This is a genomic window from Jatrophihabitans sp. YIM 134969 (genome assembly GCF_054456675.1).
In genome coordinates this window covers 1-21,620 of record NZ_JBTJEQ010000065.1, presented here as the reverse complement: position 1 = coordinate 21,620, position 21,620 = coordinate 1, and the positions used below count along the sequence as shown (strand labels likewise).

General features: G+C 73.2%; 19 protein-coding genes and 1 tRNA gene. 13 read left to right on the top strand and 7 right to left on the bottom strand.

Going from position 1 to position 21,620, the window contains the following annotated elements; translation table 11 throughout:
* Both ACXR2U_RS22085 and ACXR2U_RS22080 read left to right on the top strand, forming a co-directional pair.
* Positions 1-805: serine hydrolase (locus ACXR2U_RS22085; protein ID WP_458827249.1), on the top strand; the 805-nt coding region annotated here is incomplete at its 5' end.
* Positions 802-1,689 (top strand): amidohydrolase family protein, encoded by an 888-nt coding sequence (locus ACXR2U_RS22080; protein WP_458827248.1) that lies wholly within the window; start codon positions 802-804, stop codon positions 1,687-1,689. The genes ACXR2U_RS22085 and ACXR2U_RS22080, both read left to right, overlap by 4 nt.
* Before the next feature lie 24 nt (positions 1,690-1,713).
* Here the strand turns inward: ACXR2U_RS22080 and ACXR2U_RS22075 are convergent, their stop codons facing one another.
* Both ACXR2U_RS22075 and ACXR2U_RS22070 read right to left on the bottom strand, forming a co-directional pair.
* Positions 1,714-5,199 (bottom strand): choice-of-anchor D domain-containing protein, encoded by a 3,486-nt coding sequence (locus ACXR2U_RS22075; protein ID WP_458827247.1) that lies wholly within the window; start codon positions 5,197-5,199, stop codon positions 1,714-1,716.
* An 83-nt stretch (positions 5,200-5,282) separates the two neighbouring features.
* Positions 5,283-6,680, bottom strand: coding sequence for a cystathionine beta-synthase (locus ACXR2U_RS22070; RefSeq protein ID WP_458827251.1), 1,398 nt, complete (start codon positions 6,678-6,680; stop codon positions 5,283-5,285).
* A gap of 62 nt (positions 6,681-6,742) precedes the next feature.
* Here ACXR2U_RS22070 and ACXR2U_RS22065 point away from each other — a divergent pair, with 62 nt between their 5' ends.
* From ACXR2U_RS22065 to ACXR2U_RS22025, 9 genes are all read left to right on the top strand, one after another.
* On the top strand, positions 6,743-7,228 hold the full coding sequence (locus ACXR2U_RS22065) for a DUF3291 domain-containing protein (protein WP_458827246.1): 486 nt from the start codon (positions 6,743-6,745) through the stop codon (positions 7,226-7,228).
* Positions 7,225-8,142, top strand: a complete 918-nt coding sequence (locus ACXR2U_RS22060; protein ID WP_458827250.1) for a GNAT family N-acetyltransferase — start codon at positions 7,225-7,227, stop codon at positions 8,140-8,142. The genes ACXR2U_RS22065 and ACXR2U_RS22060 overlap by 4 nt, the downstream gene beginning before the upstream one ends.
* 59 nt (positions 8,143-8,201) lie before the next feature.
* Positions 8,202-9,155 carry a TIGR04222 domain-containing membrane protein gene (locus ACXR2U_RS22055; protein WP_458827245.1) on the top strand — a complete coding sequence of 318 codons (954 nt, stop codon included), beginning with the start codon at positions 8,202-8,204 and terminating at the stop codon, positions 9,153-9,155.
* On the top strand, positions 9,152-9,997 hold the full coding sequence (locus ACXR2U_RS22050) for a DUF692 domain-containing protein (RefSeq protein ID WP_458827244.1): 846 nt from the start codon (positions 9,152-9,154) through the stop codon (positions 9,995-9,997). Before ACXR2U_RS22055 ends, ACXR2U_RS22050 begins: the two co-directional genes overlap by 4 nt.
* Positions 9,994-10,404, top strand: coding sequence for a hypothetical protein (locus ACXR2U_RS22045; RefSeq protein WP_458827243.1), 411 nt, complete (start codon positions 9,994-9,996; stop codon positions 10,402-10,404). The genes ACXR2U_RS22050 and ACXR2U_RS22045 overlap by 4 nt, the downstream gene beginning before the upstream one ends.
* A gap of 35 nt (positions 10,405-10,439) precedes the next feature.
* The gene (locus tag ACXR2U_RS22040; protein WP_458827242.1) at positions 10,440-11,510 is read left to right on the top strand and encodes an SGNH/GDSL hydrolase family protein; all 1,071 of its coding nucleotides are present in this window, start codon (positions 10,440-10,442) and stop codon (positions 11,508-11,510) included.
* A 14-nt stretch (positions 11,511-11,524) separates the two neighbouring features.
* A complete protein-coding gene (locus tag ACXR2U_RS22035; protein ID WP_458827241.1) occupies positions 11,525-12,757 on the top strand; it encodes an acetyl-CoA C-acetyltransferase in 1,233 nt (410 codons plus the stop codon).
* A 12-nt stretch (positions 12,758-12,769) separates the two neighbouring features.
* On the top strand, positions 12,770-13,261 hold the full coding sequence (locus tag ACXR2U_RS22030) for a DinB family protein (protein WP_458827240.1): 492 nt from the start codon (positions 12,770-12,772) through the stop codon (positions 13,259-13,261).
* A 1,005-nt stretch (positions 13,262-14,266) separates the two neighbouring features.
* Entirely contained in the window at positions 14,267-15,688 is a 1,422-nt protein-coding gene (locus ACXR2U_RS22025) for an HNH endonuclease signature motif containing protein (RefSeq protein WP_458827239.1), read from the top strand.
* 12 nt (positions 15,689-15,700) lie between these two features.
* Here the strand turns inward: ACXR2U_RS22025 and ACXR2U_RS22020 are convergent, their stop codons facing one another.
* Positions 15,701-16,216, bottom strand: coding sequence for a GNAT family N-acetyltransferase (locus tag ACXR2U_RS22020; RefSeq protein WP_458827238.1), 516 nt, complete (start codon positions 16,214-16,216; stop codon positions 15,701-15,703).
* 143 nt (positions 16,217-16,359) lie between these two features.
* Here ACXR2U_RS22020 and ACXR2U_RS22015 point away from each other — a divergent pair, with 143 nt between their 5' ends.
* On the top strand, positions 16,360-18,273 hold the full coding sequence (locus ACXR2U_RS22015; RefSeq protein WP_458827237.1) for an SCO7613 C-terminal domain-containing membrane protein: 1,914 nt from the start codon (positions 16,360-16,362) through the stop codon (positions 18,271-18,273).
* A 5-nt stretch (positions 18,274-18,278) separates the two neighbouring features.
* Here the strand turns inward: ACXR2U_RS22015 and ACXR2U_RS22010 are convergent, their stop codons facing one another.
* The 3 genes from ACXR2U_RS22010 to ACXR2U_RS22000 form a co-directional block, all read right to left on the bottom strand.
* Positions 18,279-18,692, bottom strand: a complete 414-nt coding sequence (locus ACXR2U_RS22010; RefSeq protein WP_458827236.1) for a VOC family protein — start codon at positions 18,690-18,692, stop codon at positions 18,279-18,281.
* Positions 18,693-18,754: 62 nt separating this feature from the next.
* Positions 18,755-19,582 carry a helix-turn-helix transcriptional regulator gene (locus ACXR2U_RS22005; protein WP_458827235.1) on the bottom strand — a complete coding sequence of 276 codons (828 nt, stop codon included), beginning with the start codon at positions 19,580-19,582 and terminating at the stop codon, positions 18,755-18,757.
* A 14-nt stretch (positions 19,583-19,596) separates the two neighbouring features.
* Positions 19,597-20,517, bottom strand: coding sequence for a Bax inhibitor-1/YccA family protein (locus ACXR2U_RS22000; protein ID WP_458827234.1), 921 nt, complete (start codon positions 20,515-20,517; stop codon positions 19,597-19,599).
* Between the two features lie 149 nt (positions 20,518-20,666).
* Here ACXR2U_RS22000 and ACXR2U_RS21995 point away from each other — a divergent pair.
* Positions 20,667-20,740, top strand: a tRNA-Leu gene (locus tag ACXR2U_RS21995).
* Positions 20,741-20,903: 163 nt separating this feature from the next.
* On the opposite strand, the gene ACXR2U_RS21990 is transcribed toward ACXR2U_RS21995, so the two are convergent.
* The coding region (locus ACXR2U_RS21990) for a uracil-DNA glycosylase (RefSeq protein WP_458827233.1) at positions 20,904-21,620 on the bottom strand (717 nt) is incomplete at its 5' end.

Sequence of the window (21,620 nt, the reverse complement as noted above, 5' to 3'; positions counted from 1 at the left end):
GGCCGCCGCCTCGGCGTCGCAGTCGGCCGCGGCCGCGGCGAAGGCCTCGGCGTCAGCGGCGGCCGCGGCGAAGGCCGCAGCCCAGAAGGCGGCGGTGGCGGCGCTCCCGGCGAAGCTCGACGCGACCCTCGGCGGCGGCGGGGACACCTGGTCGGTGGCGACGCTCAACCTCACCACGCACGCCGCGATGACCATCGGCTCACCCTCGGGGATGTACACCGGCAGCACGATCAAGGTGACGATCCTCGAGACCCTGTTGCGGACCGGGGGCGGTGTGGGCGGCCTCAGCGACTACGAGAAGCAGCAGGCCACCGCGATGATCACCCAGAGCGACAACGAGGCCGCCCTGGTGCTCTGGCGCGCGGGTGGCGGCGACGCGGCGCTGCAGCAGACGGTGTCGATGCTCGGCATGACCCACACCCAGATCACGGGCGGTGGGTACTTCGGGGTGTCGACGACGTCGGCCGCCGACCAGATCAAGGTGTTGAGCGAACTGGTCGACCCGACGTTCCTCACCGCCGCCGACGTCGCCTACGTCAACAACCTCATGGCGAACGTGGTGCCCGACCAGCGGTGGGGCACGCCGACCATGGCCGACCCCGGCACGACCACCGAGAACAAGAACGGTTGGTTGAACAACGACGACGACAGCGGCAAGTGGCTGGTGAACAGTCTCGGCATCGTCGTCATCGGCGGCCAGCGTTACCTCGTGGCGGCCTACAGCCAGCACCACCCCGACTTCGACACCGGCGTGCAGCGACTGAACAGCGGGCTCGCCGCGGTGGCCGCGGCGCTGCGCGGGTGAACCCGCCCCGCTCCGACGCCGACGTCCCGGGCTTCTGGCGGGCGCTCGGCCTGCCAGGACTCGCCGACGTCCACGTGCACTTCCTGCCCGAGCGGATGCTGGCGAAGGTCTGGGCGTACTTCGACGACGCCGAGGAGCACTACGGCCGGGCCTGGCCGGTGCACTACAAGCACCCGGAGCCGGAGCGGCTGGCGCTCGCCCGCGGACTGGGGCTGCGCGGCATCCCCTCGCTGTGCTATCCGCACAAGCCCGGTATGGCCCGTTACCTCAACGGCTGGTGCGACGAGTTCGCCGCTCGGGTTCCCGATGCGGTGCACAGTGCAACGTTGTTCCCGGAGCCCGACGTGGGCGAGTACGTGGTCGAGGCCCTCGAGCACGGCGCGCGGTTGTTCAAGGCCCACGTGCAGGTGGGGCAGTACTCACCGTCCGACCCGCTCCTGGACCCCGCGTGGGGAGCGTTGCAGGATGCAGCGGTTCCGATCGTCATGCACGCCGGGTCGGCACCGCTGCGCGGGGCGTACACCGGCCCGGGCGCCGTGGAGGACGTCCTGCGCCGTTTCCCCCGCCTGACGCTGGTGATCGCCCACCTCGGCATGTCGGAGTACGACGCCTTCGCCGACCTCGCGACCACGTTCGCGAACGTCCACCTCGACACCACCATGGCGGGCACCGACTTCGTCGAGGCCACAACGCCGATGCCGCCGGGGTACGTCGCGCGTCTCGCCGACCTCGGGGGGAAGGTCGTGCTCGGCTCGGACTTCCCGAACATCCCCTACGCGTACGCCCACCAACTCGAGGCGCTGGCGCGTCTGGATCTCGGCGACGACTGGCTGCGGGCCGTCCTCTGGGACAACGGCGCGCGGCTCATGGGGCTGTCCGGCTGACCTCCGGACGACCCCCGGCTGGACTCAGGACGGCAGCTGCCACTGCTGGGTCGGCTTGCGAGCGTTGCACACTGCAGCGACCACCCGCACCCCGTCGGCCGTGCCGCCCCCCGCGGTGGCGAGGCACAGCCCCGAGGCCGGGTTGCGCACGGTCCGGTTCGGACGCGCCTGCCAGACCTGGCCCGCGCCACCGGAACACGCGACGGCGTCGACCGGACCAGCACCCGGGGTCGGCAGGTCGAGGCACTGGCCCGAGCTGGTCAGCGTGCCGTTGGCCTGCACCACCCACTTCTGGGTGCTCGCGCCGCTGCACGCGGCCAGCACGGCCGGCCGGGGCGACCCGGTACCGACCGTCAGGCACGCGCCTCCCGCGCCGAGCACGGGGCCGCGGGCGGCCGGGCGGGTGATGACCACGTCGCGCACGACGTGCTGGTCGGTCAGCCCACCCGTGCCGGCCGTGAAGGCGAGCAGCACCCGGTCCGGGAGCGTCACCGGAGCCGAGTAGGACACCGTGCCGTCGACCGCCACCGTGAGTGCCGCGGCGGCGACGGTGACGTCGACGGTGTGCGTGCCCGCGGTGAGCGGCGTCGGCACCTGCTTCTGCTTGAGGTAGGTCACCTCGTCGGAGACGGTGTCGGGTCCGGAGCGCGCGATGCCCGTGAAGTTGTCCGAGATGTCGCTGCCGTTCTGGTAGGTGTCGAGCGTGACGGCGTAGCCGGTCAGACCGGCGAAACCGAGCGCGCCCCCGCTGTTGCCGATCGACGACGCCGTGGAGGTCGCGGCGTCGAGCAACGCGAACGTCATGCCGTCGGCGCCCCCGCCACCACTGATCTCGGCGGTGAACCGCACGTGCAGGCCGGCCGGGGTCAGCGGGGTCGGCAGCACGACGTCGCCCGCGAGACTGCTCTCGGCCGGGGTCAGGACGGTGTCGCCGCCCGACTGCGTCGCCGCCCCGTTGGCCTGCCAGCCACCGGCCGCCGGGCCGGGCACGGTGACGAGCGGCGGCCCGCCGCGACCGGTGACGACGACCTGCTGCGCGCCCTGCCCGTCGTTGCCGGTGACGACGTACTTCCCGGTGAACGAACCCGTGGCGGTGGGCGCGAACGTCACCGACTGGTGCACCGTGTCACCCGGGGCGAGTTGCTGCCCCTCCGACACCGGTGTCGAGGTCCCGAACGGCGCGGGGGGCGGAGCCGCCTTGGTGAGCGTCAGGGTCAGGTTGCCGGTGTTGGTGATGTCGAACGACGCCGTACGGCTCGACCCCACGGACACCTTCCCGAACGCCAACGTGGTGGGCGCGATGGTCAGGTGCGGCGCGCCCTGGACACCCGTCCCGCTCAGGGAGACCGTCACCCGGCCCTGGTCGGAGGTGACGACGATGCTGCTGCTCAGGGCACCGGTGCGGCGCGGCCCGAAGGTCACCGGGATCGACACCGACGCGCCCGGCGCGAGTGGGGTCCCGACGCTGGGCAGACCGGTGCTGCTGAAGCTCCCGGTCGGACCCGACACCGCTGTGATCGTCTCGTCGGTCCGCCCGGTGTTCACCACGTTGACGTTGCGGGTCGAGCGGCCGCCCACCGGCACCTCGCCGAAGTCCAGCGACGACGGTGACGCACCGAGGCCCGGCCGCACACCGGTCCCGTGCAGGTCGAACGCGAAGGACCCGGCGTCGGCGGTGGTGAAGGTCAGGGCCCCGGACGCCGCGCCCCACGTCGACGGCGTGAAGTGCACCGTCACCGGCAACTGCTGGCCCGCCTGCAGCGTGACCGGCAGCGTCGGCGCGTCGACGGAGAAGGGGGCGTCGGCAGCGACCGCCGTCACCGTGACGGCCTTGGTGGCGGTGACGGTCGCGGTGGCCGTGCTGGGCTTGCCGACCCGCACCTGGCCGAGGTCGGTGGCGGTGCCCGTGAGCGCGCCGGCGGCGGGACGGCCGAAGCCGAACAGCACCCCGTCGCGGTTCCCGACGTACACCCGGCCGTCGGAGGTCGCCGGGACCTGGAACTTCGCGGCCGTCCCGATCGGGGCGGAGAACCGGAGCTTGAGCACGCCGCCGGTCGGCACGGCGTCGTACGCGCGCAGTTGCCCGTTGGCGCCGTTCGACCCGGACGAGAAGACCGACCACACCAACGCGGAACCCGGCGTCGAGTCGACGGAGGTCACCACCGGCGACCCGGACGTGTACCCCCAGGTCGACGAGGTGGTGCCGACCGAGGTCAGCGCCGGCAGGCCGTTGCCCGCCACGCCCACCTTGAACGCCCGCATCGGGCCGCTGTTCTCGACGGTGTAGACGTAGCCCGAGTCGCCGCCCCAGAACGCCGGGTGACCCCACACGCCGTTGAACGGGCCACCGGTCTGCAGGACGGCGTCGGTCCCCCCGGGTCCCTGTCCGGTGCCGCCGAGGTCGTCGCGGTCGAGCAGGAACACCCGGCCGTCCTTGCCGACCTCGACGAGCAGGTGCGGGTGGGCCGCGGTGCCGTAGCCGTCCGGGATCGCCAGGGGACCACCCGAACCGAGGTCGGTGTCGTCACGGTCGAGGTTGGTGTTGTCGGTCGGGCTGAAGTAGTCGACCGCCGACAACGAGCCGTCGGTCCCGACCTGCAGCCGGATGACCGACTCGGCGAGGGTCGCGGGCGGGGTGTGCCCCGGACCGGGAGCGGGCGACACCCCGTTGCCGGTGGCCACGATGATGCGGCCGGGACCGTCGGAGACCAGGCCACCGCCCGACTGCCAGATGCCGGCCAGGGCGTTCGAGGACCCTGCCTCGGTCGACCACATGGTCTTCACGCCGCCCGTAGCGGCGTTGACGCCCACGACGTAACCGACGTACGGCCCGGCGTCGCAGTGGCTCGCGAAACCGGCGTAGACCACGCCGTCCATGAGCAGCAGACCCGGCCGCTGCATCGCGGTGAACGGGTTGAACGCGTTGGCCGGATCGTTGCTCGGTGCACCGGCGATGGTGGTGGGGAAACCGGCGCGTTCGACGCCGGTGGTGATGTCGACGGCGTGCATGTACCAGTGCGGCTGGCTGTCGTCCGGGCCGTCGTCCACCTTGGCCGTGAAGTAGGCGGTGCCGGTCGCGGCGTCGTACACCGGGGTGGACGTCACGCCGATGTTCGGGACGAGGTCCCCACACCCGATCGCCGCCGCAGGCCAGGCAGGTCCGACGTCGCGGGTCCAGCGGATCGCGCCCGTCTCGGGGTCCAGTCCGTAGACCTTGTCGTTCTCGGTCGCGGCGAGCACGGTGCCGTTCGCGACGATCGGCTGGGCGTAGACCTGCCCGTCGAGGTGGGTCGCGAACAGCCGCCCGAAGTCCGAGGCGCCGACGTTCGCCGGTGCGAGCGCGGGTTCCGCGCGGTCCCAGCCGGTGCGCAGGGTGTCCTGCGAGACGGTCGTGTCGTCGGCCCGCGCGGTCGACGGGTCGACCAGCACCCCGGCGAGGACCGCCGCGACGGTGGCAGCGACGGCCAGCAGCGCGGTGCGGGCACGGGAACGGGGGACGGCACTGACCATGACGGGGAACCTGTCGACGCGCGGTGGGGGCGCGGCAGTAGACCACACACCCGACGCACAGGTCGAGGTCCGCCCGCGGCGGCTCAGCGCTCGTCGGCGAGGTGCCCCAGGACGTCCTGACGGGTGAGCACGCCCGCGGGCTTGCCGTCGACGTGGACGAGCAACGCGTCGGCGCCCTGCAGGGCGTCGATCGCCGCGGTGACCGGCTCGCGGGAGCCGACGATGGGCAACGGCGCGCTCATGTGCGGCTCGAGCGCGTCGGCCAACGTGGCGGCGCCGGTGAACACGGCGTCGAGCAGCGCCCGCTCCTGCACCGACCCGACGACCTCGCCGGCCGTCACGGGCGGTTCGGCCTTGACGACCGGCATCTGCGAGACGCCGTACTCCCGCAGGATGTCGATGGCCTCGCGGACCGTCTCGTTGGGGTGCGCGTGCACGAGCGGCGGCAGGTGGCCCTCGCTCCCCTTCTCGGCCAGCAGGTCGCCGACCGTGACGCCCGCGGCGCCGCCGAGGAAGCCGTAGTCGCTCATCCAGGTGTCGTTGAAGATCTTCGACAGGTAGCCGCGACCACCGTCGGGCAGCAGGACGACGACGACGTCCTCGGTGCGCCCCTCGGCGGCGAGCCGCTTCCAGAGCCGGACCGCGGCGACCGTGGCCATCCCGCACGAACCGCCGACCAACAGTCCCTCCTCGCGGGCGAGGCGACGGGTCATGGCGAAGGAGTCGGCGTCGGAGACGGCGATGATCTCGTCGACGACCGAGGGGTCGTACGCGCTCGGCCAGAAGTCCTCGCCGACACCCTCGACGAGGTACGGCCGGCCGGTTCCGCCCGAGTAGACCGAACCTTCCGGGTCGGCGCCGACGATCCGCACGGCGCCGTCGCTCGCCTCCTTGAGGTACCGGCCGGTGCCGCTGATGGTGCCGCCGGTGCCGACGCCGGTGACGAAGTGTGTGACCCGCCCCGAGGTCTGCTTCCACAGTTCCGGACCGGTGGTCTCGTAGTGCGAGCGCGGGTTGTTGGGGTTGGAGTACTGGTCGGGCTTCCAGGCGCCGGGCGTCTCCCGGGCCAGCCGGTCGCTCACCGAGTAGTACGAGCGCGGGTCCTTCGGGTCGACGGCCGTCGGGCAGACGACGACCTCGGCGCCGTACGCCCGCAACGTGTCGATCTTGTCCTTGGACACCTTGTCGGGGCAGATGAAGATGCAGTGGTACCCGCGCTGCTGGGCGACGAGGGCGAGCCCGACGCCGGTGTTGCCCGACGTCGGTTCGACGATCGTGCCGCCGGGCTTCAGCTGGCCGGACTCCTCGGCGGCGTCGACCATGCGCACCGCGATGCGGTCCTTCACCGAACCCCCCGGGTTCAGGTACTCGACCTTGGCGAGCAGCAGCGGCCCGGTCGACGGATCGGCGTCGATGACCTTGTCGAGCTGGACCAGCGGGGTGTTGCCGACCAGTTCGATGGCGGTCCGGACGTAGGTGATGTCGCGGGTGTCCACCCCGCGAATCTAGCCGTGGCGGCCGCCGCGCCGATACGGTCGCGACCGTGCGGCACCCGGTCGGCGGCTACCAGCTCGCCCAGGTCAACGTGGGCGTGCCGCTGGAGCCGCTGGACTCCGAGCGACTGCGGGGCTTCGTCGAGCAGCTCGAACCGGTCAACGCGCTCGCGGACGCCGCCCCCGGGTTCGTGTGGCGGTTGCAGACCGAGGAGGGTGACGCGACGTCGCTGCAGCCGGATCCGGCGAACCCCGACCTCATCATCAACATGAGCGTGTGGGAGTCGACCGAGGCACTGACGGACTTCGTGTACCGCGGCCACCACGCGGCCGCCATGCGCGGGCGGCGGGAGTGGTTCGTGCCGATGCGTGAGGCGTTCACGTGCGCCTGGTGGATCCCCGCCGGCACCCGACCGACCATGCCCGAGGCCATGGCCCGGCTCGACCTGCTGCGGGCGTCCGGACCGTGCCGGCAGGCGTTCACGCTGCAGCGCCCCTTCCCCCGACCTGACCTGGCGCCGGCGGTGCCGAACTGACGCCGACCACCCTGACGACCGCGCGGCTGCGGCTCGAGCCACTGCGGGTCGACGACGCCGCGGAGATGGCGGACGTCCTGGCCGATCCCGCGCTGTACCGGTTCACCGGCGGCCACCCGCCGGGTCCCGACTCGCTGCGACGCCGCTACACCGCCCAGGTCGTCGGCGGGTCCCCCGACGGGCGACAGCAGTGGCTGAACTGGATCGTCCGTGACCTCACGACCGGCGCCGCGGTGGGCTTCGTCCAGGCCACGGTCGAACGCGGAACGGCCGACGTCGCCTGGGTGATCGGCTCCGCTCACCAGGGCCGCGGGTTCGCGACCGAGGCGGCCGCGGTGGTGGTCGACCGGTTGCGGGAGCAGGGCGTGGACGTGGTCCGGGCGTACGTCCACCCGGGCCACCTGGCCTCGGCCGCGGTCGCCCGCGCCGCGGGGTTGGTCGTCACCGGGCGCGTCGTGGACGGCGAGGTCGAGTGGCGGTCGCCGGCCACGGAACCGGCGGTCGTGGTCGGCCGGGCGGGCGGGATCGACCCCGCGCGCCTGCTCGCGTTCTGGTCGCTCGCGGCGGAGGACGCCCACCGCCCCGCCGACTCCGAGGACGCCGTGCGCCGCCTGCTCGAACGGGATCCGGCGGCGTTGCTGAGCGCAACGGTCGGGGACGTGCTGGTCGGCACGGTCGTCGCCGGTTTCGACGGCTGGCGTTGCCATCTGTACCGGCTGGCCGTGCACCCGGTGTGGCGACGACGCGGGATCGCCCGGCAGCTGGTGGACGCCGCGGAACGGCGCTTCGCTGGGTTCGGCGCCACCCGGGCCGACGCCATGGTGCTCGACGACAACCCCCGCGCCCACGCGCTGTGGAGCGGCCTGGGCTACGCGCGCCAGGCCGACTGGGCGCGGTGGGTCAAGCGGCTCTGACCGAGGGTGGGGAACCCTTCCCGTCGACAGCTCCGCGAGGCGCGACCGAGACTCGGTCCGTGGACCTCTCCTCACCGATCGGGCTCGCCGCGCTGGCGGTCGCTGTCGCGATCGTGCTGGCCGTGGTGCTGCGACGCCGCCCCGGCCGCGTCGACGCCGGCGCCGACCCGGTCGATCCGTCGTCGGACGCGGTGTCGCTGGCGTTCCTCGCCGGCGGACCGTCCCGTGCCGTCACCGCCGCGCTCTCGCAGTTGCGCGCAGGCGGGTTCGTCGACGGCAACGGCCACCCGACGTCCGGTCCGGTCGGTGGTCTCGACCGGTTCGACGCCGTCGTGCTCGGCGCCTGCGCGCGTCACCGGGTGCCGACCGTCGCCACCCTGGTCCGCGACCCCGAGGTGCGGGCCGCGACCGCTGCCCTCTCCGACGACCTCGAGCGGCGGGGCCTCATCGACACCCGCGCGGCGCGCTGGGCGCTGCGGGCACCCCAGCTGATCGTGTTCGTGGCCGTGGGCGGAGGGCTGCTGGCCACCCACGCCTCGGGCGGGTCGTTCGTCGACGGCGGGCGGGTGGTGCCGCTCGTGGGGCTGGTCGCGGTGGCGTTCCTCGCCTCCGCGCTCGTGCGGCGGGTCCCGATCGCTGCGACCGCGCGGGCCCGCCGGGTGCTCGCGAGGGCCCGCACCGACCACGCCCACCTGGACCCTCGCCTGGCACCGTCCTTCAGGACCTACGGCCCGCGTGCGGCGGGGCTCGCCGTCGCGGTGTTCGGCGCCGGGTCCGTCCTCGGTGCCGACCCCTCGTTCGCCGCCGCCTGCGGCGTCCTCGCTCGCTCCTCCTCGGGCACGTCCGGCTCCAGCTCGGACGGCGGTTCGATGTCGTGGCTGGGCGGTGACAGCGGCTGCTGTGGGTCCGGCGGCGGGGGCGGCAGCTGCGGCAGCGGAGGGTCCGACGGCGGCGCGAGCTGCGGGAGCTCCTGCGGAGGCGGCGGCTGCGGCGGTGGCGGGGGCGGCGGATGACCGTAACGCGACCGTTGTTGGAAGCAACGGTCGGGATCGGCTGGCGACCTGAGATCGCGGGGGTCGTCGCGGGCCTGCCCGGCCTGCGGTTCTGCGAGGTGGTCGCCGAGAACCTCGACCCGCGCGCACTGCCCGAGACCCTCGCCGCGCTCGTGACCCGTGGGGTGACCGTCGTCCCGCACGGCATCTCGCTGTCGCTCGGCGGGGCCGAGCCGCTCGACCTCGCCCGCGTCGAGCACCTCGGCGCGGTGGCGGGAGCCGTGGGCGCTCCCCTGGTCAGCGACCACGTCGCGTTCGTCCGCGCCGGTGGCCTGGAGGCCGGTCACCTGCTCCCCGTCGAACGCAGCCGCGAGATGCTCGAGGTGCTGGTCGAGAACGTGCAGCTGGCCCAGCAGCACCTGCCGGTGCCGCTCGCCCTGGAACCGATCGCGACGCTGGTGGAGTGGCCCGCGGCGGAGTTGTCCGAGGGCGCGTTCCTCACCGAGCTGCTCGACCGCACCGGCGCGCTGCTCGTGCTCGACGTCGCCAACGTGCACGCCAACGCCGTCAACCGCGGTACCGACCCGGTCGCCGAGATCGCGGCGATGCCGCTGGAGCGGGTGGCGTACTGCCACGTCGCGGGCGGCACCGTCGACCACGAGGGCCTCTACCACGACACCCACGCCGCCGCCGTCCTCCCCGAGGTGCTGGACCTGCTCTCCGTGACGCTCGACCGCTGCCGGGCGCGGGGGTGCGATCCCGCGGTGATGCTCGAACGTGACGACCACTTCCCCGCGGCCAGCGAGATCACCGGTGAACTCGACGTGATCGCGGACGCCGCGCGGCGTCCGCGGGTCACGTGAGCGACGACGCCCGCGCCGAGATCGCCGCGCGTCAGGCCGCCCTGGTCGCGGCGCTGACCACCGGCGGTGCGCCGCCACCCGGTGTCGACAGCCACCGCGTCGACGTCGCCGCGACGGCGTTGCTGCACAAGCGTGCGGGCGAGGTGGCGTGGCGCTGGCCCGGGCTGCTCGCGACCACGTCCGACCGGAAGCGTTTCGAGGTGTGGGCGCGGAACCGACCGCGCGTGTCGTCGCTCGTCGAGGGCTGGGACTTCGCCGAACACCTCGAACGTGCGGGCGACCTCACGGCTCCGGGCGCGGCCGAGCTGGCGGCGGTTCGGCGCCGGTGGGCACGCCGCGCGGACGGCAGCGTGCGCCATCGGGCGGTGTGGGCAGCCCCACGAGCGCGGCGCGGACGAGCCCGTTAGCGTGAGTGACACGGACACGAGGGGGACCGGCACACGTGAGCAGGGCGTCGCGCGCCCGCCGGGTCGCGATCGCAGCGGCCTACGGCGGCGGGTCCCTCGGTGCCCTGGGCGCTCTCGGTGCGGCGTTCTACGGCGTGATCGTCGGCGAGACCAAGCTCGCCCGGCGGCGCATCCCCGCGGCCGACGGTGACCCGCCGAGCGGCGACGGCATCACGTGGACCGCGCCGTCGGCGTTCGCCCGGCACCGCGGCCGCGGCGGCGAACCGCTGCGCATGGCGATGTTGGGCGATTCCACGGCAGCGGGGTACGGCGTGCACCGCGACGTCGACACCCCGGGCGTGCAGTTGGCCATGCGGCTCTCGGCCGTGGCCGGCCGGCCGGTGCAACTGACCTCGGTGGCGGTGGTCGGCGCCGAGTCGTCCGGGCTCGTCGAGCAGGTCGAACGCGCCCTGCCCCACCGACCCGACCTCGCCGTGATCATGGTCGGCGCCAACGACGTCACGCACCGCATCCAGCCGTCGGAGTCCATCCGTCACCTGTCCGACGCCGTCCGCACGCTGCGGGAGTCCGGAGCGCAGGTCGTCGTGGGGACCTGCCCCGACCTCGGGACCATCCGCCCGATCGCCCAGCCGTTGCGGCTGATCGCGCGTCGGATGTCGCGCACCCTGGCCGCCGCGCAGACCATCGCCGTCGTCGAGAACGGCGGCCGCACGGTGTCGTTGGCCGACATGGTCGGGCCGGGGTTCGCCAAGAACCGCGACTGGTTCGCCGCCGACCAGTTCCACCCGTCGGCCGAGGGCTACCGTGCCGCCGTCGAGGCCGTGCTGCCGTCGGCCGTCGACGCTCTCGGCCTCGCCACCAACACCGAGCCCGCGACGCTGTTCACCAGCGACCGGGCCCGCCCGGTCGCGAAGGCCGCGGCCCGCGCCGCGAACAACCCCGGCACCGAGGTGCTGCCCGCCGAGGTCGCCGGGTCCGCCCGCGGCCGGCGGGGGCGCTGGGCGCGCATCCTGCGCCGCCAGACCACCGACGAAGTCCCCGCTCCACCCGCGGGCGACGACGACCACGACCAGGTCGACGCCCTGGCGCCGACGAACCAGCACTGACCACGGAGGTCCCCTTGCCCGAAGCCGTCATCGTCGCCACCGCCCGTTCGCCCATCGGGCGCGCCGGCAAGGGTTCGTTGCGCAACCTGCGGCCCGACGACCTCGCCGCGCAGATCGTCAAGACCGCACTCGACAAGGTCCCGGAGCTCGACCCCGCGGACATCGACGACCTGATGATGGGCTGCGGGCTCCCGGGCGGCGAGCAGGGCTACAACATCGGCCGGGTCGTCGCGGTGCTCCTCGGCCACGACCACCTGCCGGGTACGACCATCACCCGCTACTGCTCGTCGTCGCTGCAGACCACCCGGATGGCGCTGCACGCCATCAAGGCCGGCGAGGGCGACGTCTTCATCTCCGCCGGTGTCGAGACCGTCTCGCGGTTCGTCAAGGGATCCTCGGACGGCCTGCCTGACACCAAGAACCCGCTGTTCGACGAGGCCGAGGAGCGGACCGCCGAGGTCGCCGCGAACGGGGCCGAGTACTGGCGCGACCCGCGGCTCGGTCACCACGAGGGCACGTCGGCGCTGCCGGACGTCTACATCCCGATGGGCCAGACGGCCGAGAACCTCGCACTGCTCAAGGGCGTCTCCCGCGAGGAGATGGACGAGTTCGGCGTGCGCTCGCAGAACCTCGCCGAGAAGGCCATCGCCGACGGCTTCTGGGCTCGCGAGATCACCCCCGTCATCACCCCCGACGGTCTGGTCAGCACCGACGACGGCCCGCGGGCCGGCGTCACCCTCGAGGGTGTGGCCGGTCTCAAGCCGGTCTTCCGGCCCGACGGTCGCGTCACGGCCGGCAACTGCTGCCCGCTCAACGACGGCGCCGCGGCGCTCGTGATCATGAGCGACACCAAGGCGTCGGAGCTCGGACTCACGCCGCTCGCCCGCATCGTGGCGACCGGTGTCACCGCACTGTCGCCGGAGATCATGGGTCTCGGCCCGGTGAAGGCGTCGGAGCAGGCGCTGAAGCGCGCGGGCATGACCATCGACGACATCGACCTGGTCGAGATCAACGAGGCCTTCGCCGCGCAGGTCATCCCCTCGTACCGCGAGCTGGGCATCGACATCGAGAAGCTCAACGTCAACGGCGGCGCCATCGCGGTCGGCCACCCGTTCGGCATGACCGGCGCCCGCATCACGACCACGCTGATCAACTCGCTGCAGTTCCACGACAAGTCGATCGGTCTGGAGACCATGTGCGTCGGCGGCGGTCAGGGAATGGCGATGGTGATCGAACGCCTGTCGTGAGACCGTCAGGGCGTGGCTGACCCGGAGCTCGACAACCTCGTGCTGTTCCTCGACAAGCAGCGCGAGGTGCTGCTGCGCAAGTGCGAGGGGCTCAGCGACGACCAGTTGCGGATCCGCCTGCCGTCCTCGTCCCTCACGCTCGCCGGCCTGCTCAAGCACGGCGCGCTCAACGAGGACTGGTGGTTCAGCCACCGGTTCGCCGGCCACGACGAGCTGCCGCCGTTCTCCGAGATCGACTTCGACGTCGACCCCGAGTGGGAGTTCCGCACCGCGCTCGAGGACACCGGTGACGACCTGCGCGCGCTGTACCGCGACGCGTGCGACCGCAGCCGCGCGGTGGTCGCCGCCGCCTCCGGTCCCGACGCACTCTCGGCCCTCCCCCGCGGCGACGGCGAACAGTCGTCGTTGCGGTGGACGATCGGGCACATGATCGAGGAGACGGCCCGCCACGCCGGTCACGCCGATCTGTTGCGGGAGGCTGTGGACGGGTCGACCGGGGAGTAGTTCTCGCCCTCGGGTTTCAGTTGCGTGGTGCAACGGTTTTGAGAGAACTGCGAGTAGGCGTACCCGGCCCTCGTGGGTGGTGCGGTGGACCAGTACGTCTCTCGCGGTCGACCGACGGTTCCGTTTCCCGTGTACCTGCTCGTGGTGCTGTTCCGAGACGAGCGGGCGGTGACCACAGGCAGGTGAACGGCGCGCGGCGGGTGCGCCGAGAGCGGGAGTTGGTCTGGTCCAGTCGACCACGCCGTCAGGTCGGGGACCCTCATCGCAGTTCTCTCGGAACTGGTGCCCGGCGTGACCGTCGCGGACACGCGATGCGTGAGAGTTCCCCGTTCGTCAGCGCCGGTTGCGCGAGGTTGGGTTTCGAGAGAACTGCGAGTAGGGGTACCCGACGCCCGTGGGTGGACGACTGGACCAGACCGTCTCCCGCGGTCGGCTGGCGGTTCCGTTTCCCGTGTGCCTGCTTGCGGTGCTGTTCCGAGAAGAGCGGGCGGTGACCACAGGCAGGTGAACGGCGCGCGGGGCGCAAGCCGAGAGCGGGAGCTGGTCTGGTCCAGTCGACCACGCCGTCAGGTCGGGGACCCTCATCGCAGTTTTCTCGGAACTGGTGCCCGGCGTGACCGCCGCGGACCCGCGATGCGTGCGCAGGTCTCCGTTCGTCAGCCCCGGTTGCGCCGGGGTCGGGTTCCGAGAGAAGGACGAGTAGGGGTACCCGGCACCAGTGGGTGGTGCGGTGGACCAGTACGTCTCTCGCGGTCGACCGACGGTTCCGTTCCCGTGTACCTGCTCGTCGTGCTGTTCCGAGAAGAGCGGGCGGTGACCACAAGCAGGTGAACGGCGCGCGGCGGGTGCGCCGAGAGCGAGAGCTGGTCTGGTCCAGTCGACCACGCCGTCGGGTCGGGGACCCTCATCGCAGTTCCTCTCGGAACCCAGCCCGCGCGCAACCGCCGGCCGGGGAATCAACAGCAAATCATTGACCTTCCGGGCTCGAGTGATAGACTCGAACACGTGCACGAATCATTGACCACCCTTGACCAGTGGGTGCCGTGCGAGCCGGTCTTCCTCGAGACCGACGACGGATTCGTGCTCTCCGACCAGGCGCAGGCGATCCTGGCCGCGATGGACGCCGCCGAACACGGCGGGGCTGAGCCGCTGTCGATGCTCGACCAGATCGCGGCGCTGCGCGCCCAGGTCGACACGCTCGCGGCGCTGATCCCCGCCGCGGTACGCGACGCGGAGGGGCACGAGGTGCTCGACGCGGTCCACGAACTGCAGGCCGCGGTGAACGTCATCGCTTCCTGCGATCAAGTCCTGATCGCGGAGATTGAACGCCGGCCCGACACCATCGAACGCACCGGCGCCCGCTCCACCGCAGCCTGGCTGGCCGGCGCGCTGCGGATCCGGCCGGCCGAGGCCAAACGACGCGTGCGCACCGCCAACGGCTGCGCCCCGCGCGTGACGTTGACCGGCGAACCACTGCCACCTGTGCGTCCGCACGTTGCCGCCGCCCAGAGCGCGGGGTTGATCACCGCGGACCACGCCCACACCATCGACCGGGCCCTGACCGCCCTCCCGGTCGGACTCCCGGTCGAAGTCGTCGACGCGGCCGAGCGGGCCCTGCTGAAGGTCGCCCGGGTCTACGACGCCACCGACGTCGCCGCACTCGGTCGGGACCTGCGCGACCGGCTCGACCAGGACGGACCGAAACCCCGCGACGAAGCCCAGCGTCGCCGTCGGTCCCTGCGCCTCACCCAGCACGACGACGGTGCGTGCGTCGCGCGCGGTGACCTGACTGCCGGGCTGTTCGCGAAGCTGCAGACCGTCCTGAGCCCCCTGGCCGCACCCCGCCCGGACGACGGCCACGGGCCCGACGCCCGCGCTGCCGACGTCCGCCTGCACGACGCCCTGGAGGAACTGTGCGACCGGTTCCTGCGTTCCGGCACCCTGCCCGATTCCGGCGGCGTCCCCACCACCCTCGTCGTCACCATGACCGTACAGGACCTGGAACAGCGCACCGGCCGGGTCCACACCAGCCACGGCGGGGACATGTCCGTGGCCGAACTGCTGAACCTGGCCGCCGAAGCCGAGATCATCCCCGTCGTCCTCAACGACGCCGGCGGCGTCCTGTCCCACGGCCGAACGAGACGTCTGGCCAGCCCCGGCCAGACCAAAGCGCTCATGGCCAGAGACGAGCACTGCAGCTTCCCCGGCTGCCGGATCCCACCGCAGTGGTGCCAACGACACCACGTACTCGACTGGCTGTTCGACGGCGAGACCGAGATCGACAACCTCACCCTGCTGTGCGGGCACCACCACCGCAACTTCGGCCGGTGGGGATGGACCTGCCACATGGAAGACGGTGTCCCGTGGTGGACACCACCACACGACGTCGACCCCACCCGGACACCGTTGCGCAACGCAACAGTGTGAGCTGCTCAGCGCTCAGTCGGTAGCCAGGCGCGCGTGCAGGTGTTCGTCGTGGCGCTGACCATCGCCGTAGCGGTACGACTGCCGCAGCGTCCCCTCGAGCAGGAAGCCGGCAGCCTCGGCTGCGTTGCAGGACGCAACGTTCTCCACAGCGTGGTAGAGCTGGACCCGGAAAAGAGCCAGCTCGCTGAAGGCGTATCGCGTCGCGGCCTCGATCGCGCGCGTGGCCACCCGCCGACCCCGCTCGGCCGGGAGCACCGTGTAACCGATCTCGGCGTCCGCTCCGTCGAGATCGAGCTCGTGCAGCGAGACGTCACCGAGCAGACGGTCGTCGACCGGGTCGGCCACCGCCCAGGTGGCGTGGCCGCCGCCGGACCAGTCGGCCCGGCGCCGCCACCAGTCCCCGACGTCCAGGTCCCGTGGCGGCGGGTTCCACATCCGGATCTGCACATCGGCGAACGCTGCAGCGAGCAACGGTTCGTCGTCGGGCCGGTAGCCGCGCAACACGATGCCGTCGCCCTCGACCCGCACCGGTTCAGCCGGTGGCCGTCTCGCGCCCACCCGGTCATCTGAGCACATCTACTCAGACGCAGTCGAGCAGGTTGACCGCCGCGCAGCACGGGGTCCGGCAGCGACGGTGGGACAGGACCCACCGCCTGACCCGAGGAGTCACCGTGAACGCACCGCTCGCACCGCCGTCCCACCCCCAGAACACCACCGCCGGAACGTCCGGCGCCCCCACGCCCCGGCCCGACCGGGGCCCGCTGATCCAGCGGGTCCTGCTCGGTGCCGGGGCGTTGTGCGTGCTGGTGGCGGGGGCGATCTACCTCGCGGTGTCGTGGCACCGCATCGGGACGGGCGGGCAGGCCGGGTTGGCGCTTGTCGTCACCGCGCTCGCCGCGGGCGCGGCCCACCTGCTCGCGCGCCGGGGGCTGCGGGCCAGCGCGGAGGCCCTGGCCCTGGTGGCCGCCGGGTTGCTCGCGCTCGACCTCGCCGGCGCTCACCACCTCGACGTCTTCGGCGCGGCCCGGTTGGAGTGGTGGCTGTGGCTCACCTTCGCGGCCGCGGTCGTGCTCGTGGTGACGACCGGGCTGGCGCTCGTCGACCGCCTGTCGACCTACCGCACCACCGCCGTCGCGGCGCTCGCCGTGCTGCCCGCGACCGGCTTGGTCGCGGCGCAACGCGCGGGGTTCCCGACGTCGTCGGGCGTCGGCTCGGTCGTCGCTCTCGTGGTGGGCGCCGGGTTGGGTGCGCTCGCGGCGGTCCTCGCCCGTCGGGACGTGCCGGCTGCGGCGGCGACGACGGTCGCGGCGGTCGGCTGGTGGCTGGTGGCGGCCGTCGCCGGGATCGACGCCGGGTGGTCGTCGCGGCCGTTCGCCGACGTCCTGCCCGCCGGCCTGGTGTGGTCCGTCGTCGCGGTGGCGCTGCTCCTCGCCGCTGGGCGAGCCGTGGCCGCGGGCCGGGCCGACGACACCCGCATCATCGTGTCGGTCGCGGGTCCGCTGGCCGCGGCGCCCGCCGCCCTCGTCCTGGCCGGGGCGGTGAGCTCGCTCGGCGCGCTCACCACCGTGCTCGTCACTGGCGCAGTGGCCGCGGTGTGGGCACTGCCCGTCACGTCGACCGCCAACGGTCGCCCGCTCGGCCTCGGCGCGGCGGTGCTCGGCCTGGCGCTCGTCCCCGCCGAGGTGGCGCGCGGCGGTGACGCCGACCTCGCAGCGGCGCTCGTGCTGCTGCTCGCCGCCGCCGCGGCCGGTGCCGCGTGGCACGGCCGGGGCACGACCCGGGTCCTCGCCGGTGTCGCGACGACCGTCGGTGCGGTGTTCGGCACGGGCCTGCTGGCGGTCGAGCGGGCCGAATCCGGCCTCTGGCTCACCTGCTCCTGGACCGCCATCGCGGTGGCGTTCCTGCTGACCGCGGCGTTCCGGTCGTCCGGCCGCGACACCCTGGTCGCGGGCGGGGCGGCCGTCGGTTTCGGCGCGTTGCTCGCGGGCATCGCGACCCAGGCGCTCGACACCCGCTCCCCCGCCCTCGCCGTCGCGCTCGTGGGGCTGGGTGCGGCGGGCCTCGTGCACGGCGCCGTCCGGACCTCGCGGACGGTCGTGCTGCTCGGCAGTGCTGGCGTGGCGCTCGCTGCGATGGACCTCGCGGCCGTGGCCCGGATCGGGTTCGTCGAGGCCTACACCCTGCCGGTCGCCGCGGTGGCGCTGATCGCGGGCGTCCTCGGCCGGGTCGGCCGTCCGACGCTCTCGAGTTGGGCGTGGGCCGCTCCGGCGGTGCTGATCGCCGCGGTGCCGACGGTCGCGCTCGCGCTGTCCGACCCCGGCGTCACCCGACTCGTGGCCGCGGCGGCGGCTGCCGCAGCCCTCACCGCCCTGGGGTTCCGGTTCCGTCTCGCCGCGCCGCTGCTGCTCGGCGCGGCCACCGAGGCGGTGCTGGCGGTCTCGCAGCTCGCGCCGTACGCGGTCGGCGCCCCGCGGTGGATCACGCTGGCCCTCGCCGGGGTCGCGCTCCTGACGCTCGGGGTGCTGTTCGAGCGGGCGAGGCGTGGCGCCGCCGCGGCCGGCCGCTGGTACGCGGCGCTGCAGTGACGCGCTCAGCCGTGGCCGGCGTAGGAGCCGAACGACCAGCGGTTGCCCTCGGGGTCGACGGCCGCGAAGTCGCGCGAACCGTAGTCGGTGTCGAACGGTTCCCTCGTGATCGTCGCGCCGGCGGCGACGGCCCGGGCGTGGACGGCGTCGGGGTCCGCGGTGACGACGTACGCGCTCGACGACCCGGGCGCGGCGACGTGGGCGTCGTTGTCGTCTCGAGCCGAGCCGAGCATCACGCCGCCACCCTCGGGCCAGCGCAGTTCGGCGTGCTGCACCACGTCGCCGTCGTTGTACACGACGGCCCGTTCGAAGCCGAACGCGTCGCACAGGAACGTGATCAGGGCGTGGGCGTCACGCGCGCGGAACGTCGGCCAGACCGTCGGGGCCGGTGCGGTGGAGGACTCGGTGGACTCGCTCATGCGGGAAGCCTTCCAGGGTCGTCGCGCCCGGGCTTGGACGAATCGGCGCCCGTGGCGCCCGATCACGAACGACGTTCGGCCGTCAACAGCGCGGTCGGAGCGAGGCCCGCGAGCTCGCGGAACTCGCGCGCGAGGTGGGCCTGGTCGTAGTAGCCGTGACGGATGGCCAGGTGCGCGAGGCTCGGCCGTTCGCCGGTGCCGAGCAGGTCGCGCCGGGCGCGGTCGAAACGTCCGAGCCGGGCGACGGTCTTCGGGGAGATCCCGAACTCGGCGTCGAACTCCCGCCGCAGCCGCCGGGCGTCCCACCCCATCCGGTCGGCGAGCCCCGCGACGCTCCACCCGCCCTCGCGCAACGCGTGCCACGCGTGGGTCAACGCCGGGTCGACCGGCGACGGGCGCAGCACCCGGGTCAGCACGGCGTCGGCCGCGGCGAACCGCGCGTCCCAGGTGGTGGCCGACCGCACCCGGTCCTGCAGTTCGTCGACCCACGAGGGCGCGACGTCGGACGCCCGGTGGCTCTCCGGGCCGAGGGCGGCGGTGGTGCACCCGAACAGGGCACGGGCGCCCGCCGGGTGCAGGGAGATCTGGACGCCGGACTGGCGACCGTCGTGGACGATCGTCACCGGCCGGGTGTCGATGCCGGCGACGAGGTTGGCGAACGTCGCGCGGCCGTCACCGGCGAGCATCTCCAGGTCGTCGTCGAGCGTGACGATGAACGTCAGGAACGGCGACGGGAGCCCGACGTGGGTCGCGGCCGGCCCGCCGGCGTCGCGGTAACCGCTGTAGGCCGCGACGCTCCCCCGCAGCGCCGGTGCGGGCCGGGCCTGCCGGTAGTCGGACACGACGACGCCCACGCCACCGAGGGTGACGTGGGCGTCGGGGTCGTGCAAGCCCTGCTGGGGTGTCAGTTCCTGAAGTACGACAGCAGACGCAGGATCTCGATGTACAGCCAGACCACGGTGGTCATGAGGCCGAGGGAGGCGAGCCACGCGGTGTTCTCCGGCGCGCCCTGCTCGATCGACCGGTTGATGAGGTCGAAGTCCAGCAGCAGGTTGGAGATCGCGAGGCCGATGCAGACCAGGCTGAAGACGATGGCGAGCGGGCCGCCGTCGCGCAGGCCGAGGCCGCCGTCGATGAAGAACGACGCGAGCAGGTTGACCAGCGCGAGACCCAGCACGCTGAAGGTGCCGATGACGACCCACTTGGTGAACTTCGGCGACGCGCGGAACCCGGTGACCTTGAAGGCCGCGAAGGTCACGCCGGTGACGACGAGGGTGGCGAGCACCGCCTGGACGACGAGGCCCGGGTACCAGTCGTTGAACAGCTTGCTGATCGCGCCGACCAGGACACCCTCGGCGACCGCGAACACGATCGACAGCGGGGCGTTGGCCTTGCCGCGGAACGACACGTAGAACGACAGGCCGATCGTCACGATGAACGAGCCGATCAGCAGCGGCACCACCGCGGGGCTCGCGGTGCCGACGAGCGCCCACGTCGCGGCCGCGGCCACGAACAGCACGGCCCACATCGCGGCCGAGCGCGTGACGACGTCGTCGATGGTCATGGGGCGCGAGGCCGGCGTGCCGTCGCCGCCACCGCCGCCACCCCAGCCGCCGCCGAACCCGCCGCCACCGCCGGGCGGGAAGCCCGTGCCGGGCTGGGGGCGCTGCTGGTTCGGGTCGTAGGCGGGCGGCGCGTAGCCAGGCGGCATCGTCGAGCGCTGGTCGTACATGCGCTGCAGGTCGGCCGGGGACGGCGGCGGCGCTTGACGGACCTGCGCGCGACGCGTGTCCTTCTCGAACTTGGTCAGGACGGGGTTCGACACGGGTGACGCTCCTGTCAACGGAACACTGGCAATGACCTGATCAGACTCTCACAGTGAACGCGCCGTGGCTGGGCAGCCGCTGTGCGGCTGAGAGGATCAGCGGGCGCCCCCGTAGCGCTGTCTCCCCCCGGAGACCACGCTGCGAACGCGCCCCCGTAGCCCAACTGGCAGAGGCAGACGCCTTAAAAGCGTCACAGTGTCGGTTCGAACCCGACCGGGGGTACCGGCGCCCGCAGGCGCCTTGAAAGCGTCACAGTGTCGGTTCGAACCCGACCGGGGGTACCGGCGCCCGCAGGCGCCTTGACAGCGTCACAGCGTCGGTTCGAACCCGACCGGGGGTACCGCGGTTCCGGCACACCTGCGTCCGGATCGCCCCCGCGTCGTCGTCAGCGGCCGTCCGCGACCTCGAGGGCTCGGGCGAAGACGGCGTCGAGCATGGGTTCGGTGAGGCGTCCGGTGAAGGTGTTCTGCTGGCTGACGTGGTAGCAGCCGAGCACCACCCGGCCTCGCCCGAGTGGGACCTCCACGCCGTGACCGAACGACGGGCGGCGGGCGGGGACCTCGATCCCGGCGGCGGTGAGGGCGGGCCACAGGGCGTCCCAGCCGAAGCCGCCGAGCACGACGACGGCGCGGACCGAGGCCCAGGTCTGCCGGAGGTCGGCGGCGAGCCAGGGACGACAGGTGTCACGTTCGGCCGGGGTGGGCTTGTTCGCGGGCGGGGCGCACCGGACGGCCGCGAGGATGCGGGTGCGCGACAGCGTGAGGCCGTCGTCCGCCGACACCGAGGTCGGCTGGTTGGCGAGGCCGGCGCGGTACAGCGCGGCGTAGAGCCAGTCGCCGGAGCGGTCGCCGGTGAACACCCGGCCGGTGCGGTTCGCGCCGTGGGCCGCGGGGGCGAGACCGACGACGAGCACCGCCGGGTCGTCGACCCCGAAGGCGGGCGACGGGCGGCCCCAGTACGGCTGGTCGGCGAACGCGCGTCGCCGGGTCACGGCGACCTCCTCGCGCCAGTCGACCAGCCGCGGGCAGGCGCGGCAGACGCTCACGGCGGCCTGCAGGCGGGCGAGGCCCGGCCGGGCGGCCAGGCGGGCGACGTCGGCCGC

Bases quoted from the DNA above. Each gene is read 5' to 3' on its own strand.
- ACXR2U_RS22075 (WP_458827247.1), bottom strand. From the start codon at position 5,199: ATGGTCAGTGCCGTCCCCCGTTCCCGTGCCCGCACCGCGCTGCTGGCC.
- ACXR2U_RS22050 (WP_458827244.1), top strand. From the start codon at position 9,152: ATGACCGTAACGCGACCGTTGTTGGAAGCAACGGTCGGGATCGGCTGG.
- ACXR2U_RS22010 (WP_458827236.1), bottom strand. From the start codon at position 18,692: ATGAGCGAGTCCACCGAGTCCTCCACCGCACCGGCCCCGACGGTCTGG.